At 62.4% G+C, this 18270-nt stretch carries 13 protein-coding genes; 4 read left to right on the top strand and 9 right to left on the bottom strand.

What is annotated here, in order from left to right; all coding sequences use genetic code 11:
* Window positions 1–59: 59 nt before the first annotated feature.
* The 3 genes from AC3WOY_RS24295 to AC3WOY_RS24285 form a co-directional block, all read right to left on the bottom strand.
* Window positions 60–1415: an HD-GYP domain-containing protein gene (locus AC3WOY_RS24295; protein WP_492428501.1), complete on the bottom strand. Its 1356-nt coding sequence runs from the start codon at window positions 1413–1415 to the stop codon at window positions 60–62.
* Between the two features lie 116 nt (window positions 1416–1531).
* Window positions 1532–1948, bottom strand: a complete 417-nt coding sequence (locus tag AC3WOY_RS24290) for a response regulator (RefSeq protein ID WP_492428499.1) — start codon at window positions 1946–1948, stop codon at window positions 1532–1534.
* Window positions 1949–1995: 47 nt separating this feature from the next.
* Complete coding sequence (locus tag AC3WOY_RS24285; protein WP_492428497.1) at window positions 1996–2625, bottom strand: MEDS domain-containing protein; 630 nt, start codon at window positions 2623–2625, stop codon at window positions 1996–1998.
* A 256-nt stretch (window positions 2626–2881) separates the two neighbouring features.
* Between AC3WOY_RS24285 and AC3WOY_RS24280 the strand changes: the two genes are divergently transcribed.
* The 3 genes from AC3WOY_RS24280 (at window position 2882) to AC3WOY_RS24270 (ending at window position 9719) form a co-directional block, all read left to right on the top strand.
* Complete coding sequence (locus AC3WOY_RS24280; protein ID WP_492428495.1) at window positions 2882–4639, top strand: autotransporter assembly complex protein TamA; 1758 nt, start codon at window positions 2882–2884, stop codon at window positions 4637–4639.
* A 40-nt stretch (window positions 4640–4679) separates the two neighbouring features.
* A complete protein-coding gene (locus AC3WOY_RS24275; RefSeq protein WP_492428493.1) occupies window positions 4680–8573 on the top strand; it encodes a translocation/assembly module TamB domain-containing protein in 3894 nt (1297 codons plus the stop codon).
* Window positions 8574–8639: 66 nt separating this feature from the next.
* Entirely contained in the window at window positions 8640–9719 is a 1080-nt protein-coding gene (locus AC3WOY_RS24270; RefSeq protein ID WP_492428491.1) for an alpha/beta fold hydrolase, read from the top strand.
* Between the two features lie 7 nt (window positions 9720–9726).
* Here AC3WOY_RS24270 and AC3WOY_RS24265 read toward each other — a convergent pair whose 3' ends face one another.
* The 6 genes from AC3WOY_RS24265 to AC3WOY_RS24240 form a co-directional block, all read right to left on the bottom strand.
* A complete protein-coding gene (locus tag AC3WOY_RS24265; RefSeq protein WP_492428489.1) occupies window positions 9727–10062 on the bottom strand; it encodes a hypothetical protein in 336 nt (111 codons plus the stop codon).
* A gap of 100 nt (window positions 10063–10162) precedes the next feature.
* On the bottom strand, window positions 10163–10666 hold the full coding sequence (gene bamE / locus AC3WOY_RS24260) for an outer membrane protein assembly factor BamE domain-containing protein (RefSeq protein WP_492428487.1): 504 nt from the start codon (window positions 10664–10666) through the stop codon (window positions 10163–10165).
* Between the two features lie 105 nt (window positions 10667–10771).
* Window positions 10772–11725, bottom strand: coding sequence for an AAA family ATPase (locus tag AC3WOY_RS24255; RefSeq protein WP_492428485.1), 954 nt, complete (start codon window positions 11723–11725; stop codon window positions 10772–10774).
* Window positions 11726–12022: 297 nt separating this feature from the next.
* Window positions 12023–12928 carry a ribose-phosphate pyrophosphokinase gene (locus AC3WOY_RS24250; RefSeq protein ID WP_492428483.1) on the bottom strand — a complete coding sequence of 302 codons (906 nt, stop codon included), beginning with the start codon at window positions 12926–12928 and terminating at the stop codon, window positions 12023–12025.
* A 22-nt stretch (window positions 12929–12950) separates the two neighbouring features.
* The gene (locus AC3WOY_RS24245; protein WP_492428481.1) at window positions 12951–14489 is read right to left on the bottom strand and encodes a thymidine phosphorylase family protein; all 1539 of its coding nucleotides are present in this window, start codon (window positions 14487–14489) and stop codon (window positions 12951–12953) included.
* Window positions 14490–14491: 2 nt separating this feature from the next.
* Entirely contained in the window at window positions 14492–15853 is a 1362-nt protein-coding gene (locus AC3WOY_RS24240; protein WP_492428479.1) for an MBL fold metallo-hydrolase RNA specificity domain-containing protein, read from the bottom strand.
* Between the two features lie 461 nt (window positions 15854–16314).
* Between AC3WOY_RS24240 and AC3WOY_RS24235 the strand changes: the two genes are divergently transcribed.
* The gene (locus AC3WOY_RS24235) at window positions 16315–18261 is read left to right on the top strand and encodes a serine protein kinase (protein WP_492428477.1); all 1947 of its coding nucleotides are present in this window, start codon (window positions 16315–16317) and stop codon (window positions 18259–18261) included.
* Window positions 18262–18270: the final 9 nt, after the last annotated feature.

Below are 18270 nucleotides of genomic sequence, written 5' to 3'. Positions count from 1 at the left end.
GCCACAGGCGATCGGCGCTCCTGCAGCGCGCCTCCGTGGATGCGCCGCTGCAGAAACCGCTATTGCGGCAATTTCGCAATGGCGCTCTTGAGCGCCTCGAAACAGGCTGGATCGAGCGCGGTGCCAACCGTCTGTTCCATCATTTCCAGGGCTTTTGGAATGGGAATCGCGCCCCGATAAGGGCGGTCGGCGGTGATGGCATCAAATATATCCGCAGTGGTGATGATGCGGGTTTCAGTGCAAATATCCCGTTCCGTCAGACCGCGCGGGTAACCGCCGCCATCCAGCCGTTCATGGTGGGCGCCGGCAACCTGCGCCAGCTCGGAAAAAGCACCGATGCGTCCAAGGATGGTTTCGGTATAGGCGGCATGCTGCTTGACGGCGTCCCATTCGGCACGGTCCAGCTTGCCCGCCTTGTCCAGCACACTATTGCTGACGCCCAGCTTGCCGACGTCGTGCAGCAATGCTCCGCGTTTGAGCCAGCGGCGACGCTCGTGCGACAAGCCAAGCTCTTCGGCAATCATGTCGGTGTAGAGCGCAACGCGGATGCTGTGCCCGCTCGTGTAAGGGCTTTTCGAGTCCACCACCTGGCCGAAGGCGGCAGCGATATCGTCCAGGTAGTCGTCGTCCAGCGGCACTTCGTAACCGGAAGGCTCCAGGACGTGTACCGCCGCATCGACGTCCGGCGATTCGAGCGTATTCCAGAATGCCTCTGCCAGCGCGACCTGTTCAAAGGCACGGACGAATTCCGGGTCGAACCAGTGCCCGGAGCGGCGGCGCACTTCCTCCAGCGCCCCGCTGCGGCCGCCGGCGGCATGGAATACATCGACGACCTGCGCAAGCAGTGCGATGCGCGAATAGACCGGTATGGCATCCCCCGCCAGCCTGTCCGGTTTGCCGTTGCCGTTGTAGTGTTCGTCGAGGCTGTAAATGCCGGCCGCGACGCCGTCCGGAAAATGCAACAGCCTGGCGATCTCCGCGCCGCGCTGGCACCGGGTCGCAATGAGGTCATGGGCGATCTCGCTGCCGTTCCGGAAGATGGTCATGACGCTCCTGAACCGCTCCGCCAGGCCGGCCTGAAGGCCGGTATGCGTCAGGACAAACGAAAGCACTTGCGGAAGGCTGTCGCCCACGCGCTTGAAATCCCTCTTGAACTGGAGGTCATCGGTCAGGTACAGCTCGCAGATACGCGCCGCATTGCTGCTGCAGCCGAGATCCTTGAGCAGCAAGGTGTAGTACAGCTCCCACAGCTGGTCCCGGGACAACCTGGCTTCCTGTCCGATATGCATGCCGATCCAGCAGCAGCGGATGCAGTGCCCGGGAGGCTGTCCTTCGGTCAGGTCGAGCGCGTAGCTGAACGCGCCAATCAGCTCGGACAGCTTGAGGGAAGGTGCAATGGGAAGGACGGCCGCCATATCAGGGACTTTCGATGCACGCGAAAATTGCCATTTGGCAATGGATCGATTGTACGCGATATGGGGAAATGCAACAGATGCGAGACGGAAATACGACACTGCGGCATTGCTGCCGCTCAATCCTTGCGGAAGCCGTTCAGCACTTCCATCATCTGGGCGAACTTCACCGGCTTTTCGAACACACGCGTAAAACCGGCCTGCAGCGCCCTTTCGCGCTCAGGCCCGTCGGCGTAGCCGCTGACGGCGATCAGGGGAATGTCTGCCAGGTCCGGGTCCGCGCGCATCTCGACAGCCAGCTCGAAACCGCTCTTGCCGCCAGGAAGGCGAAGGTCGCAGAACACGAGGTCCGGAGCCTTCGCGCGTGCGCTGTCGAGCGCCATGCGTGCATTGAACACCGCTTCCGTGGCGCACCCCATCACTTGCAGCAGGTCGCAGAACAGCTTGGCAAGGTCGCGGTTATCCTCCACGACCAGGACACGCAAGGGGTATTGCTGCAGAAGGGTGCCGTCGGCCTTGGCTGTTGAAGTGTGCATGGTCTTTATTGGTTGTCGCCCGATATCGCGGGCAATGCCATTATCCGCTACGGCTTTACCGTGCGCGGGACATCCTGTTGCGATGCGTTTGCCTCCTGGCTCTCCGGCCGGCAGCCGTCCATGCTGGCATGCGCGCCGTATACGCTATCGAGGGCCGAATTATACCCGTCGGTGCGGAACGCGTCCGACCGGTACGTACACAGCAGGGTGAACGGCAAACGCGTAGCGAGGCCGCTCCACAGTTCTTCGAGGCGGATGGCCGCCGCACGGTTCCCCGACTCCCATAGCATGCCGGCAAGCTCGGTGATGATCCGTACATTACCGAAGCGGCGCAACGAGCACTCGACCAGGGCGCCTGCGCGTTCGTGGAAACGACAGTCGTCCGGCATGCCGTTTTCGAGCAAACCGGACAGTACCGCTTCCGCATCTATATGGCGCAGCTGGCCGCTCATCACCGAATCGACGAGATCGATGCCGCGTATCGTCGCCAGCTTGCCCACCATCCTCGACCAGTGCGCCTGGGTGGCGACAATCACCACCGCCTCGCCGTGTCGCAAACCGTCCATGATGTAGCGGCAGGCCGCCCGCACCATCTGTTCGACATGCCGATAAAAATGCGCAATATGCTGCCCCGGGTTTACGCCGCCTTCGTGCCGCTGGAGGATTGAATCAACCACTGTATATCCCTAATCACGCCATCTTGTTCCGACATTCATCGCCGTCAGGCTGCGAAAAGACAGCGCGCCGGGCGAATCGTTCCATTCCGATACTGCAAATCGATCAAGCGCCCCATTGAAATGCTTCAAGTTGTCAATTGATCTAACCTAATGCACACATTTTGCTTTCCCTCAATAATGGGCCGATTTACCAGACACTTTCCTCATTCCCTTGCGCATCCGTTTCATTTCAAGGCATACGTCAGAAGGCCTCAGCTTGCGACGCTCGATCGCCGCGCTGATGGCAACACTGATGCTTGTGGCACAGGCCCTGGCACAGGAGGTGCGTAGCTACACGGTGGAGATCTCCGGCGCGGATGAATACCGCGAGATGCTGACGGAGCACCTCGACATCAGCCGGAAGGCCGGCGACGCGTTACCGACCGAACAGCTTGAAAGGCTGGTCGGCACGGCGCCGGAACAGGTCAGGGACTTGCTCGCGACCGAAGGTTACTTTTCCCCGGTCGTCCGCACCCGGCTGGACACGTCGGGTGCGGAATGGCGCGTCCAGCTGGAAATCGATCCCGGCACGCCTGTCCGCGTCACTACCGTCACGATCCGCTTCAAGGGCGACATCGCCGAGGGGCCAGCGGCCGACGAATCGCGCATGAAGCGGCTCCGGCGCCGGTGGGGCCTGGACCCGGGCGATGTCTTCCGGCAGCCGGCGTGGACCGAGGAGAAGAATGATCTCCTGAAAGACCTGCTGTCACGCGACTATCCCACTGCCGCGATCACGCACAGCGAAGCACGGATCGATCCGAAGGACAACAGTGCGGTCCTGACGGTGGAAGTCGACTCCGGCCCCGCATTCACCTTCGGCGAACTCGACGTCCATGGCCTGACGCGCTATTCGCGCGCCATGATCGACAACCTGAATCCCATCCAGCCCGGCGATCCCTACTCGCAGGATAAGCTGAATGAACTTCAGGCGCGGCTCGAGGACAGCGGTTACTTCCGCTCGGCATTCGCAACGCTTGAACCCGACCGCGAGCGGCCCCGGCAGGTACCGGTGCGGCTGGATCTCGTCGAGAATCCGCGCAAACGACTGGCTCTTGGTGTCGGCTTTTCGACAGATACCGGCGCCCGCGCCCAGGTACGGTGGCTGGACCGCAATTTCCTCATGCGCGACTGGCGGCTGGAGTCGGAGTTGCGGATCGACCGCGAAACGCATGTCCTTGGCGGCGATGTCTTCCTTCCGCCCGTGTCGTCGGGCTGGCTGCCGGCCGGCTGGCAGCCAGGCTTCGGCGCCCGCCTCGAACGGACGACGAGCGGCGGCGAAATCAACGACAAGATGCGCATCGGCGCGCGCGTCACCAGCCCCAACCGCTTCGATGAAAAAGTCTGGGCACTGACCTATCTCGGCGACCGGCAGCGTATCGGCGATGCCTTCGCCAACAATCGGCAGGCGCTGGTCGCCACCTTCACCTACACCAAGCGGCGCCTCGACCACCCACTGCGGCCACGGGATGGTTATGTCGCTTCCGTGGAACTGGGCGGCGGCCTGCGCGGCATCATCAACGAGAGCAATATTTTCCGCGTCGTCAGCCGCGCCACCCTGTTGCAACCGCTGGCCCCGCGCTGGCAAGCCGTACTGCGCGCCCATGTCGGACAGGTGTTCGGCGGCAGCCGCCTGACGGTTCCGGCGGACCTGCTGTTTCGCACCGGCGGAGACCAGAGCGTGCGGGGTTACGGATTCAATTCGCTCGGCGTTCCGCAGGATGGGGCCATCGTGGGAGGAACCGTGACCGCTGTTGCCAGCGCGGAGCTGGTGCGGCAACTGGCGCCGCAATGGGGCGCGGCGGTGTTTGTCGATGCGGGCAATGCGGCGGATTCCTGGAACGGGTTCCGCCTGGAACGCGGCACCGGTGTCGGCGCCCGCTGGCGCAGCCCGATCGGTCCGGTCAATATCGATCTGGCATACGGACATGCCACGCGCAAGCCGCGGCTGCATTTCTCGGTGGGTTATGGCTTCTGAATCCAGACCCGCAACATCCCGGATACACAAGGCGGCTTATGTGCTGTTGGGAATGTTCGTCCTCGTCATCGGGATATTCGCCTGGCTGCTCGGCACGACCGGCGGCGCACGGACTGTCCTTGCCGCGGCAGGAGCACTGAGCGGCGGCACATTCAATGCCGAGGGAATCAGCGGCAGGATCACCGGGATGCTGCACGTCGAGCGGCTCTCCCTGGCACAGGACGATGGGAGTATCGCCCTGTCCAGCGTGCGATTGCGCTGGCAGCCGGGCAGGCTGCTGGATGGAACGGTGCACGTCGAGGCGCTGCACATCGGTCACCTGCAGATCGACCGCACAGACAGCAAGGAACCCGAAGCGCCGCAACTGCCGGAGCGTATCGGCCTGCCTGTCAAATTGCAGGTCGATGACTTGCGGCTGCAATCCGGCGAGATCCGCCGCAACGGCATCAGCCTCCTACGGCTTGGGCCGGCCGGCTTGCGCCTCGCTTTCGACGGCGACCGTTATGACCTCCAGCTCCACCGCCTGGCGACGGATTCTCCGCTCGGCAGCGGCCGGCTCGCCAACGACTTCAGGGGCAATGCCACACTGTCCGCAACCAGGCCTTATGCCATGGACGCGCGCTTCGCGAGCAACGGCACGGCTGCCGTCGGACAGCAAACGTTCGATGCGACGGGCACGATCAACCTGAACGGTTCTCTCCAGCAGCTGGAAACCGTGCTCGACCTGGCCGTGGACCGGGCAAGCGTGAACGGCACGGTGATGCTCCATCCCTTTTCAGCAAGCCCGCTAGGCCGCGCCAACCTGTCGGCCCGCGCCCTCGACCTCGGCCGGTTCGACCCGCAGTTGCCCACGACCGCGCTTGCGCTTCGCTTGACCGCCGATGAACATGGCGCGGGAGAACTGCACGTCACCAACCCGGAGGCCGGCCTATGGGATGCGAAAAAACTCCCGCTGCAGTCACTGCGCCTTGCCTTCCGGCAGGAAGCCGGACGCGTGATGCTGGATCGGGTGACTGCGGCGCTTGGCACCGCCTCCCGTCCGGCAGGCAGCGTGGACGGACAGGGGGAGATGGCGGATGGCCGGATGCAGCTCCACCTCCAGACCGATGCCCTGGACCTGAAGCGCATGGACGGCCGCGCCCGCGCAACGAGGCTGGCTGGCACGGCGGACCTGAAACGCGATGGCGCTGCGCAGGAGATCCGCCTTTCACTCAGCGAGCCGCTGGAACGCCAGCAGCGCATGACGCTCGACGCGCATGCGCTGCTTGACGGGCAGAACCTGACGATCCACCGGGCGGAGTTGCGAGCAGGAAGCGGACGCATCGGCTTCACCGGGCAAGCATCGCTGGATGGGGACAAGACCTTCAGCGCCGAAGGCAAGGTCGATCATTTCCGGTTGCGCGAACTGGGTAATTTCCCGCAATTCCCTGAACTCGAACTGAATGCCGGGTTTACCCTCCGCGGAAAACGCGTGCCGCGCCTCGACGCCGACCTGTCCTACAGCATTGCCGACAGCAGGCTCGCCGGCCAGCCGCTGTCCGGCAGCGGCGAGGTGCGCGTGCGCGGTGAACAGTTGGAGATCCCGCGCCTGCTGCTGGCTTCCGGCGCGAACCGGTTGAATGCAGAGGGCCGCCTGACAGGCGAAGATGCAGTGCTGTCCTTCAGACTGGAGGCGCCGCAGCTTGGCCAGCTCGGCGCAGGCTTTGGCGGCGCCGTCTCCGCAAACGGGACAGCGCACGGCACACTCGACCGCCCCAGGATTTCCGCCGAATGGACGGCGAGCGCGGCACGCCTTCCCGGCGGCATCCGTGTCGAGCGCATGCAAGGAAAGGCGCAACTCGCCCTCGACCGCAAGCGCACGGTGCCGCTGGATAGCGGAATGGCCGAGCTGGATGCATCCGGGATGCAACTCGGCGACGAAAGGATTGCAGCACTGGCCGGACGCCTCCGGTTCTCTCCCAAACCGGACGCGCCGCTCGAACTCGTTCTCCAGGCAAAGGGCATTTCCACCCAACGCCTGAAGGCGGAGCGGTTTACGGCAACGGCCAAGGGTACGACGGGAGCACACACGATCGATCTTGCACTCGACGAGACCGGCCAGGCCTGGACCATGCGCGCATCGGGCGGACTCGGCCAGGTCGAAACGGCCCCACGCTGGAAGGGAAGCATACAAGCCCTGGATGCCAATGGACGTTTTTCCGCGCGCCTGTCGTCGCCCGCGCCACTCCTACTGTCAGCGGAACGGGTGCAGCTCGAGCAATTCCTGCTCGACGCCGATGCCGGCCGCTTCGCGGTCGAGGTGTTCTCACGCGACAGCACGGGTATTGTCACCCGCGGCCGCATCGAGCGGCTGCAGGTCGCGCGTCTTCTCAGTCATATCGAGCCTGCGCCGCCGGTCCGGACAGACCTGGTGCTTGCCGGGGAATGGAACGTCCGTCTCGGGGAGTCGCTCAACGGCTCGCTCGGACTGCGCCGCCAGAGCGGCGACCTGACCGTGCTCGCCAATGCACCGGTCGCCCTCGGCCTCTCCACCCTCGCCGCCAGCGCAACCGTATCCGGCGGCCGGCTCAGTGCTGGCATGCAGGCCGAGGGCAAGCGCCTCGGCCGCATTCGGGTGCAAGGCGAAACAAGCATGGGCAATGGCGACAACCGTCTTGCCATCGCCCCGGACGCGCCCATTTCCGGCAGTGCCGGCATCGACGTTCCATCGCTGGCATGGCTCGCTCCGCTGCTGTCTCCCGCGATGGCGCTCGAAGGCAGCCTGAAAGGCGATATCTCGCTCGGCGGCAACGTCGAACAGCCGCGCCTGGCCGGACGCATCACCGGCCAGTCACTGCGACTGGCGCTCGCCGACCTCGGACTGGACCTGCGCCAGGGATCGCTGGACAGCGAGTTCCAGGGAAACCGCTGGCTCGTGCGCAGCCTGAACTTCCAGGGCGACGAAGGACGCGTATCCCTGTCCGGCCCCATCGATGTCAGCGGCGGCAGCGTCACCGCGAACCTGTCCCTGCTCGCGGAACGGTTTGCCCTGATCAACCGCAGCGACCGCCGCATTGTCGTCAGTGGCGCCAGCGAACTGGAGTGGCGCGGCAACCAGGGCAAGGCCACCGGCACCTTCACCGTCAATTCCGGTTTCGTCGATCTGGGCAGCGCCGAGAAGCCGCGTCTGTCCGACGACGTTGTCATCGTCGGCCGCGAGCACAAGAACGGCGCCAACAAGACCGCATTCGACGTCGACATCACGGTGGCACTGGCCGACAGCGTCGCGCTGAAGGGACGCGGCCTGGACGCCATGCTGGGAGGGCAAGTCCGCTTCCTGGGCAAGGCAGGCGAGGCATTGCAGGCGCAAGGCTCCATCAATGTCGCCAAGGGCACCTACACCGCCTACGGACGGGAGCTCGCGATCGAACAGGGATTGCTGCGCTTCCGCGGCCCGCTCAACAATCCTTCGCTGGACATCCTCGCGATGCGGCGCGGGCAGGAAGTGGAGGCCGGCGTCTCGATCCGCGGCACCGCCCTCACCCCGCGCGTGACGCTGGTATCCGAACCGCCTGTGCCGGATGCGGAGAAGCTGTCCTGGCTGGTCCTCGGTCGAGGCCTGGCGGCGGCCGGCGATACCGACATCGGCGCGCTGCAGAGCGCCGCCAGCGCACTGCTGTCCGAAGGCGCGAAGGCCGGCGTGCAATCGCGTATCGCCAGCACTTTCGGCCTCGACACCTTCAGCATCGGCACCAGCCAGGACACACTGCAGCAGCGCATCGTCACCATCGGCAAGCAGGTTTCCTCGCGGCTGTACCTCAGCTACCAGCAAGGACTGGAAAGCGCAGGCAGCGTGGTTCAGGTCCGTTATGCCCTTTCGCCGAAACTGTCGCTCGAAGCGGAAGCAGGTTCCCGCAGCGCAATCTCGCTGTTCTACAACATCGCCTTCGATTGAATTGAACAAATTGCGCGCGTTCACAACCAAGAGGAATCAAGAACCGTAAAACCCGAGGAGGAATCCATGCAAACAGTCTCGTCCGGAATCCGCTGGTGGTTCGAATCGCTGGACAAGGCGCGCAGGCGCCGGGGCGTCGCCATGGACCATCTGGGCTACGGTCCCACCGAGAGCCCGTACCAGACCGCCCTCTCCGTCCCCGGCGTCCGGCTGCGCTTCTACGGCGGCAATCCCTCTGGCAACAGCATCGCGTTCATCGTCCCCGCACCGATCAAGCGCCATTACATCTGGGACCTCGCGCCGGAATGCAGCGTGGTGCAACATGCAATGCGTGAGGACATGCAGGTCTACCTCGCGGAATGGACCGATCCGCTCGAACACCAGGGCCGCCTCGGGCTGGCCGACTATGCTTACCGGCTGCTGGACCTGTGCGTGCGTGCCATCCGCACCACGCATCCATCCTCTCAAGTGTTCCTGCTCAGTCATTCGCTGGGCGGCATCTTCGCGGCCATCTATGCGGCCATGCGCCCGGAACAGGTTGCCGGGCTGGTGCTGGTGGAATCGCCGCTGCATTTCGGCGGCGCATCCGGCTCCTTCACCCCGCTTGTCACCTTCGGGCCGCGCGCCGACAAGGTGGCGCAATTCTTCGACAACGTGCCCGGCTCAGTGCTGAACATGGCCAGCGTGATCGCCTCGCCGGCGACCTTCCATGTCGAACGCTATGGGGATTTTGTCGCCAGCCTCGGTTCGACCCGGACGCTCCGGACGCACATGCTGGTGGAACGCTGGATGCTCGACGAGTCACCCATGCCGGGCCGCCTGTTCGAGCAGGTGGTGGAAGACCTGTACCGCCGCGACAGCCTGATGCAGGGAAGCCTGACGATCGCAGGGCGCACGCTGTCGCCATCGGACGTGACCGCGCCGCTGCTGGCGGTCTACGATCCCCACAGCGTCGTCATTCCTCCGGATTCGGTGATCGCCTTCCATGACGCGGCCGGAAGCAAACAGAAGCGCCTGCTTTCCTATGAGGGCGATACCGGTGTTGGGCTCGCCCATGTCGGAGCGCTGATGGGAGAGAATGCGCACCGCACGCTATGGCCGCAAATTTTTGCCTGGCTCAGCGTGATTGGTGCGCGGCGGCACTAATCAGATTTTATTTCGACGTCCCCGTATCCTGCCCTGACGATGCATCCGAACCGGTGGATGCGCCGGAACTGCCGTTCGCCTTGCCGCGCTTCATCGACTTCTTCGAATGCATGCGTTTGCCGGCTTTCTTCGTGGTTGTGGCGTCACTTGCACCGGACGACATATCGGCGCTGGACGACTGGCGGGACTGGATTTCCTGTGCACGGCGCATGACGTCGTCATAGCGCGCCGGGTCGGTGCTTTCCCTGATCTCCGACGTCGGTGACGGCGATTGCGATTGTGTGTAACCGGAGCCGGAAAGCGCCAGCAGCGATGCGGCCAATGCGATAGATACTTTCTTCATCCTTGCCTCCTTGAATGATGCGAATTGTCATTCCGGACAGTGTTGCTTGCCCGGCTGCCAGTAATTAGGACTGCGCGGATGTCTTTCAGTTTCGTCATTGTCAGTAGTTCAACGCATCATTGCTGGATGTCCCTGCCACCTTTCCCGACGTCATGTCGAAGTGAACGTTGAACAGGCGCGGGACCGTGACGTCCTGGTAGCGCCAGTCCCATACCTCTTCGTTCTTGAGCTTGAATTGCGCGACGGAACGCGGCTTGCCGAGCATGCGCCTGACCTCGTCGCGGCTCATTCCTTGTCGCACCCTGGAAAAATTTTCCTGCGTGAGGAGCTGGCGGTAGTCCTTGAGCTTGCCGGACTTGTCGATGGTGAATTCCCAGGTCCGCACGCCTTCCGGCCCCTTGGGATACTGGAGCACCCGCGTGCCGTCCTCTTCTTCCCAGACGGTTTCGGGTTGCCCCATCACGGTACGGACGTCGCCTTCGGACGACACGCCCTTGGCCAGTTTATCCAGGCCGAATTCCTCGACCGGCCTTCCCTGGCGGTCGCAGCCGGACAAGCCGGCAACCAGCAAGGCAAGCAGAATCGCTCCAGTCAGTTTCAGCATGGCATCCCTTCTCCCATCATCAATCGCGCGCCTGAATGAGAGCAGCGATGGAGGGACGCGTTTCCCCCCGTATGCACGATATTGCGTGCCGTCAAACCGGCAGCTTCAAAAGCCGATGCGACGGCGGCCGGCGTCGGACTTGAGACGAACGTCCTCGGGGACAAGCGCCGTGCGGCCTTCCGCTACGGCAAAACCGAGGCCATCGAGCAGTGTCTTGCGCATTTCGCGCGGGGATATCGTCGACAGCTTGTCGAGCACATTGTCGGGCAAGTCTTCCTCGACATGCTGGAGCTTCAGCTCGCGCAGGAGACCGATGTATACGCGCCTGGCGATGCCGGCCGCTTCGTCCGGCGTCGGCGATGGCACTTCATACACCGCCATGCGCGACAGCAAGGCTGGCGGAATGCCGTCCAGGCTGTTGGCCGTCAGCACCCAGAACACCTGGCTGGCATCGAGATCGACGTCGATGAATTCGTCGTGGAAGGCGCGCGAGGTTTCCGGTTCGAGCAATTGATAGAGTGCGGCCATCGGATCGGACTGCGTGGAACCGGTTGCCTTCTCGACCTCGTCCAGCAGGACCACGGGATTGGCGAACTTGCCGCGCACGAGGCGTTCTGCCACCTTGCCGCACTTCGCCCCTTTCCAGGTCGACGAAGAGCCGGTGATGACGAAGCCGGCCGACAGTGCGTTCATGCTGATGAATTCGAATTCTGTGCCGAGCACCGAGGCGAGCCGCTTGCCGAAATGCGTCTTGCCGACGCCGGGATCGCCCAGCAGCAGCACCGGCATGACATTGATGCTGGCGCCGCCGGCAATCGACAGGCCGAGGTAGCGCGTCAGGTCGTCCAGCACTTCGCGGAAATTCGGACAGTCCTCATAGAGCGGCTGCAGCGCACTGGTCGACGACGGTGTTGTCACAAAGCGCTCTGCTCCTTTTTCGAGCATGTCTTCGTAAAAGGCTTCCAGCTCCGGCGATTTCAGTGCACGCGCCCGTTCCTGGGCGCTTTCGACGGCTTTCACGCAATAGATAGGATGAGAGCGGGCGAGAGTAATCGTCATGGTGAGCAACCTCCTCGGATCAGGCCGTCCTGAACGGTCGGAACACAAGCAATAATGCAGTCCTGCATAGGCAATATCGTCCGCAAGCCGGTTTTCCTTGATGCAGCGATGAAAGCAATGCCGGACAGACTCAAGTCATGCAAGCTTCATTCCATCTGCGGATCAATTGATTGCATGAATCATTTCAGCGAAATTGAAATGCGCTGTCAATCGATCTTAGAGGAATGTTGCAACAAGGCTGGCAGCAGCAGAGTGCGAGTGCTACTCCGCTGCTGCAGGGGAAACAGCTGAAGAAAATCAGCTGTTGATCGGCAGGATGGACATCAGTTCGACCGCAGCGACGGCGATCGATTCGGCGACGTCGATCTGGTTGGTCGCATGGCTGATCGTATTGCAGCTGACGATCTTGTCGACACCGGACGCACGCAGGTCGTCATAGGCAGAACCCGCGAAAACGGGATGCACCGAGATGCAGACGGGAGCCGGCAGGCCTGCCTCCTTCAAATTGCGCACCGCGGCGATCATGGTCTGTCCGGTCGAGGTAATGTCATCGACCAGTACCGGCGCCCCCCCTTTCCATACGGATGCATCCAGTGCCGAGACTTCCACATCGCGGTCGCCCTTGCGTATTTTTTCCAGCACCACGTAAGGGCAGCGAACCGCCTTCGCGACCTTCGCCGCCCACTGCTCGCTTTCCGCGTCCGGACCGACGATCACCGGATTGTCGACGTGTTCCGCGATCCAGTCGCCGATGGCCGGCGCTGCATGCACCACCTTGGTCGGGATGCTGTAGATCTCGTTCAGCTTGTGGTGGCGGTGCAGGTGCGGGTCCACCGTGACGAGCCAGTCGAGGAAATCCGACAGGAAAGCGGCGAAGTGCGTGGAAGTAATGCCTTCGCCCTCCTTGAAGCGCGCATCCTGGCGCATGTAGGCGAGGTAAGGCGCGACGAGGCCGACACGGCGTGCACCGAGCTCGCGCGCAGTGCGTGCGGCAAGGTAAAGCGCCATGACCTTTTCATCGGGCCGGTCGAGCGTGCAGACGAAAATCACATCGCGGCCGTGCACCTGCGACTGCAGGCGCACATAGGTTTCGCCGTCGGGAAAGCGGCGCATCTCCATCTGCCCGACTTCGCAGGAAATCGCACGGTCGAGATGCAGCGTGAAGGCTTCGTTGCCCGGCATCGCGAAGAGGATCGGTATCATTTTTTTCCTTGCTCCAGAGTTGTCAGTGTTCCTGTACCTGCACCAGGTCTTCCTGTGCATCCGCATATGTTCGCGCGTACGCAAGCTCGCCGGGCGAGTCGGCATGGATGGTCAGCATCGGCTGTCCGGCTTCGAGCACGGTTCCCAGGGGCGTGTGGAAAACCACGCCTGCCGCATGGGCCTTCGGTGCGCCGGCCAGCTTGGCGATACGCGCGAGACGGCGATTATCGATGGCCACCACACGCCCATGATGCCTTGCCTGCACCACATGCGTAAAACGCGCCGCGGGAGGCGTGCGCATGCCTCCCTGCGCCTCGCAGATCGACTGGAACTTGCTCCACGCCAGCCCGCTCTCCAGCACCGATTGCGCCATCGCCCTGCCCTCGCCGGGAGGCGCCTTGCCGCCGAGCTCCAGCACCTGCCCTGCCAGCAACAAGGCGCGCTGCCGCAGATCGCCGGGGGCGCCGGGCTGGTTCTGCAGGACCGCGAGCACATCGTACGCTTCCAGGGCGGGCCCGATGCCGCGCCCGACCGGCTGCGTGCCATCGGTGATGATCGTGCGCAAGGTAATGCCGAGCGACTGTCCCACCGTCACCAGTCGTTCGCCAAGCGATTGCGCGGCTTCCGCCGAGCGCACCTTGGCCGTCAGGCCGACCGGAATATCGATCAGCACATGCGTCGATCCGGCCGCGTATTTTTTCGACAGCACCGATGCCACCAGTTGCCCGTCGCTGTCGAGCCCCAACGGACGCTCGACCCGGATCAGGATGTCGTCGGCCGGACTGAGGTTGACGCCGCCGCCCCATGCGATGCACCCATGCTCGCGTTCGACGACACGGCGGATCTGCGCAATGTCGAGATCGACCGGCGCCAGCGTTTCCATCGTGTCTGCGCTTCCCGCCGGAGAGGTGATGGCGCGCGAGGATGTCTTCGGAATCGTCATGCCGCAGGCGGCAACGATAGGCACGACGATCAGGGTCGTGCGATTGGCCGGCAAGCCGCCGACGCAATGCTTGTCCACCACGGGGTGCACATTCCATTGCAGCCGTTTTCCGGCCTGGATCATCGCGCGCGTAATGGATGTCGTTTCCGCGAAATCCATCCGGTTTCCCGCGCAAGTGGCGATGAAGGCAGCCATCTCGATATCCGAGTAGCGGCCGTCGACAATGTCGCGCACGATCTCGCTGGCGCCTTCCGAAGTGATCGGCGCACCGTAGATCTTGGCACGGACATGGGAGAACGATTGCACCGGCGCGGGATGGAAGACCTTGATGTGGTCACCATCATGCCCACCCAGCGAGCGCCACGCCGCTTCCGACAGCCCGGCTTCGTCGGCGCCGAGCAAGGGGGCTTCGACCACGTTCAGGGTAGCAATGATGCGCTTGCTGCCGCGCCACACTTCGACGCGCGAATAGGCTTCAAAACCTTCCGAGCGGCAGATATGGCAATCACGCCGCATGTAGATGACCGGTTCGAGATAGGTGTCGATGCCCATGCGCCGCATGCGCAGGGCGTGGGCAGCGCCATTGGCCGGTTTCTTGTCTCCGTGATGCGATTCCATGGCTACACCAGATCGACGCTTTCAAGGTAATCGGGCACGCTGCATGGCCATTTCAGGCTTTCCTCGATGCGCCTCCGCAAGGAATCGGCGGCATCGGGTTCGCCATGCGTAATGAAGGTGCGCTTGGGCGGCTGCCTGAACTTCGATACCCATTGCAGGATTTCATCGGCATCGGCATGCGCGGAAAGATTTTCAATCTGCACGACTTGCGCGCGCAACGGCACATATTCGCCATGGATCTTGATGGCATCGATGCCGCCAAGCATGGCTGCACCGCGCGTGCCGCCCGCCTGGAATCCGGCGAACAGGATAGTGTTGCGCGGATCGGAAGCAAACGCCTTGAGATGGTGCAGAACCCTCCCCCCGGTCGCCATGCCGCTCGCAGCAATGATGACCATGGGCATGTGCTTCAGATTCAGCGCCTTCGACTCTTCCACCGTATTGACGAACTTCGCCGCGTTGCACATTGCGCGGCATTGAGTGTCATCCAGTTTGTGATCCTTGCGGTACTCGCGATACAGGGCCGTGACATCCACCGCCATCGGACTGTTCAGGTAGACAGGCAATACCGATGATATTGCCCCGGATTGCTTGAGACGATCCATGTAGTAAAGCAAGGTTTGCGCGCGCCCCACTGCAAACGACGGCACGATCACGACGCCGCCGCGCGCGACCGTCTCCTGGATGGTCTTTCCAAGCAGATCCATCGGGTCTGCGGGATCGTGTCTCCGGTTGCCGTAGGTCGATTCGAGGACAAGGTAATCGGCGCGGTCGATCTGCGACGGCGGCGCAAGGATCGGGTCGTTTATCCGTCCGAGGTCGCCCGAGAACGCGATCGTGGTTTTCCCATCGTCGAGCGTCACCATGGAGGCGCCGAGGATATGTCCCGCGCGCGCGAGTTCCGCGTGCAACTGGCCTGCAACCGCGAACCGTTTGCCGAACTTCACCGGCGCGAAATACTCGAGCGAAGCCTTGGCTTCTTCCTCGGTATAGAGCGGCAATGCAGGACTATGCCTGGAATAGGCATGCCGGTTTGCATAGCCGGCTTCTTCCTCCAGCAGATGCCCGCTGTCCGGCAGCAGAATGCGGCAAAGGTCATAGGTGGCCTCGCTGCAATAGATCTTGCCGCGGAAGCCGTTCTTCACCAGCACTGGAATATAGCCGCTGTGATCGAGGTGGGCATGGGTCAGGACGACCGCGTCGATGGATGACGGCGCAACCGGCAAGGACGACCAGTTGCGCAGGCGCAGTTGCTTGAAGCCCTGGAACAGTCCGCAGTCGATCAGGATTTTCGAGCGGCCGGAAGTAACAAGGTACTTCGATCCCGTGACTGTCCCTGTCGCCCCAAGGAATTGCATATGCATTGTTGAATCCTCCACAGCGCCGCCTTTTGACTGACGTTATTGAACTGCGGCAAGCATACGGACACTATGGCCAATGGGACAACCGCCGCCATTGATCCAGATCAACCATTCCGGAATGCCGCCACGAAGGGTATATCGCGAGCTTCCTGCATGTAAGTTTTTCAAAGTCATTCTTTTTCCCGCGGCGCTTTTCCCTCCCGCACCGATGTTCGCCACCACCATGCATGCATGGATATGCTTGCATGCATCTTGCTATCCCATTGTGTACCGATACGCACACATGAATCATCATGGGGCGAGGAAAAAGACATAGCGGTGCATTCATTGACCATCCTCATCATTCGAGCTTTTTGCAGCGCCCTATACTTAAATCGAGAGTGTCCTATCGAGAGTGACAGAAACGTAAACCCATTTCGGATGTCCATTCTGGGCAATCGATAAACTTACGGGGAGCACATGCAATGACCACGCATAGCGACGTCAATCGTACCGAGCAGCAAGACGACCTGCTGAAAAGCCTGATCGAATTCACGAAGGATCATCGGGCGATCCACTGGTCCGGGACAGTTTCCGAATTCCTCGAAAGAGTGATGACGGCAGACCCGAAAGGAGCCGCGCGCACGTCGCACCAGTACATGTGGGACATGATCCGCTGGATGGGCTGCGAAGAGAACGGGGCTTTCCGTTGCAAACTGTTCGACCAGGAATTGTTCGGTGTCGACGAGGCGATCGAACGTGTCGTCGATTATTTCAAGGCGGCAGCGGCAGGATCGGAAGTCGGCCGCCGGCTGCTGCTCCTGCTCGGCCCGCCGTCGGGCGGCAAATCCACCCTCGTCATCCTTCTCAAGCGCGGCCTCGAAGAATACAGCCGCACCGAAGCCGGCGCGATGTATGCCATCCAGGGTTGCCCGGTCCACGAATCTCCGCTGCACCTGATTCCGCATTCGCTGCGCCCGCGCTTCCGCGACACCTATGGCGTCGACATCATCGGCGAGGTGTGCCCGCATTGCCGCACGCGCCTGGAGAATGATTACGCGGGCGATTTCCTGCGCATGCCGGTGGAACGCATCTTCATTTCCGAAGCGGGCCGTGTCGGCATCGGCACCTATGCGCCGCATGACCCGACCACCGCCGACCTGGCCGACCTCGTCGGTTCGGTCGACTTGTCGAAGGTGGCCGAATATGGCGACGAAGGCGACCCGCGCGCCTGGTCGTGGTCGGGCGCCGTGTATGCAGCCAGCCGCGGCATGCTGGAGATGATCGAGATCCTGAAGGTCAAGCGCGAATTCCTTTACCTGCTGCTGACACTGACGCAGGAAAAGAACGTGAAGGTCTCGCGCTTCCCGCTGATCTATCTGGACGAGACCATCCTCGCGCACACCAACCTCGCGGAATTCCGCAAGTTCCTGCAGGAGAGCGAGAACGAAGCCCTTCTCGACCGCATGGTCATCATCCAGGTGCCCTATACCTTGAATTACAAGGATGAGGCGCGAATTTACAAGAAACTGATTTCCTCCGCGGCACCCGCCTTCCGCGAAGTGCATCTCGATCCGCATGTCCTTCATGCCGCCGCGGTCTTTGCGATCCTCACCCGCCTGCACGAAGCGGACGACAAGGAGGTTGAACTAAGCAAGAAAGTGCGCCTCTACGCCAATGAAGAGGTGGAAGGCTATGCCCACGCCGAGGCAGAACGCATGAAGCAGCGCATGCCCGACGAGGGACTGGCGGGAATCTCCCCGCGCTTCGTCATCAATGCGCTGTCGAATGCGATCATCCAGACGAACGTGAAGAGCCTGACCACGATGGATGTGCTGCTCGCTCTCAAGGATGCAATCGAGAACGACGCCCGCATCGATCCGAAGCGCAAACGCAAGTGGATCGATTACCTGGTGCTGGCGCGCAAGGATTTCTACAACCGCTGGGTCAAGGAAGACGTGCACAAGGCCCTGTTCGTCTCTTTCGAACAGGAAGCGCAGGATCTGCTCGACAAGTATCTGGACGAGGTGGAAGCGATGCTCGACAACCGCCAGATCAAGGACCCGATCACCAACGAGGAGCGCAAGCCGGACGAGCGTTTCCTGCGCGCGGTCGAAGAGAAGATCCACATTTCCGATTCCGGCAAGCAGTCGTTCCGGCAGGAAGTGGTGCGCAAGGCGATGGGTGCGTACAAGCGCGGCGAGAAATTCACGCTCGACAGTCACGCGCAGTTGCATAACGCCGTGCAGCAATACCTGTTCGAGCAGCGGCGCGAGGTACTGCGCCTGGTCAGTTCCACCACGCGGCCTGACGAGGAAGTGCGCCAGAAGATATCGGTCGTCGAAAAGCGGCTGGTGGACGAGTACGGATATGACAGCCACAGCGCACGTGAGGCGCTCAATTACGTGACCACGCTGATGGCACAGGAATGAGGCGGCATG

Source organism: Noviherbaspirillum sp. FW303-A3 (assembly GCF_058788695.1).
This window is presented reverse-complemented; position numbering and strand designations above follow the sequence as displayed.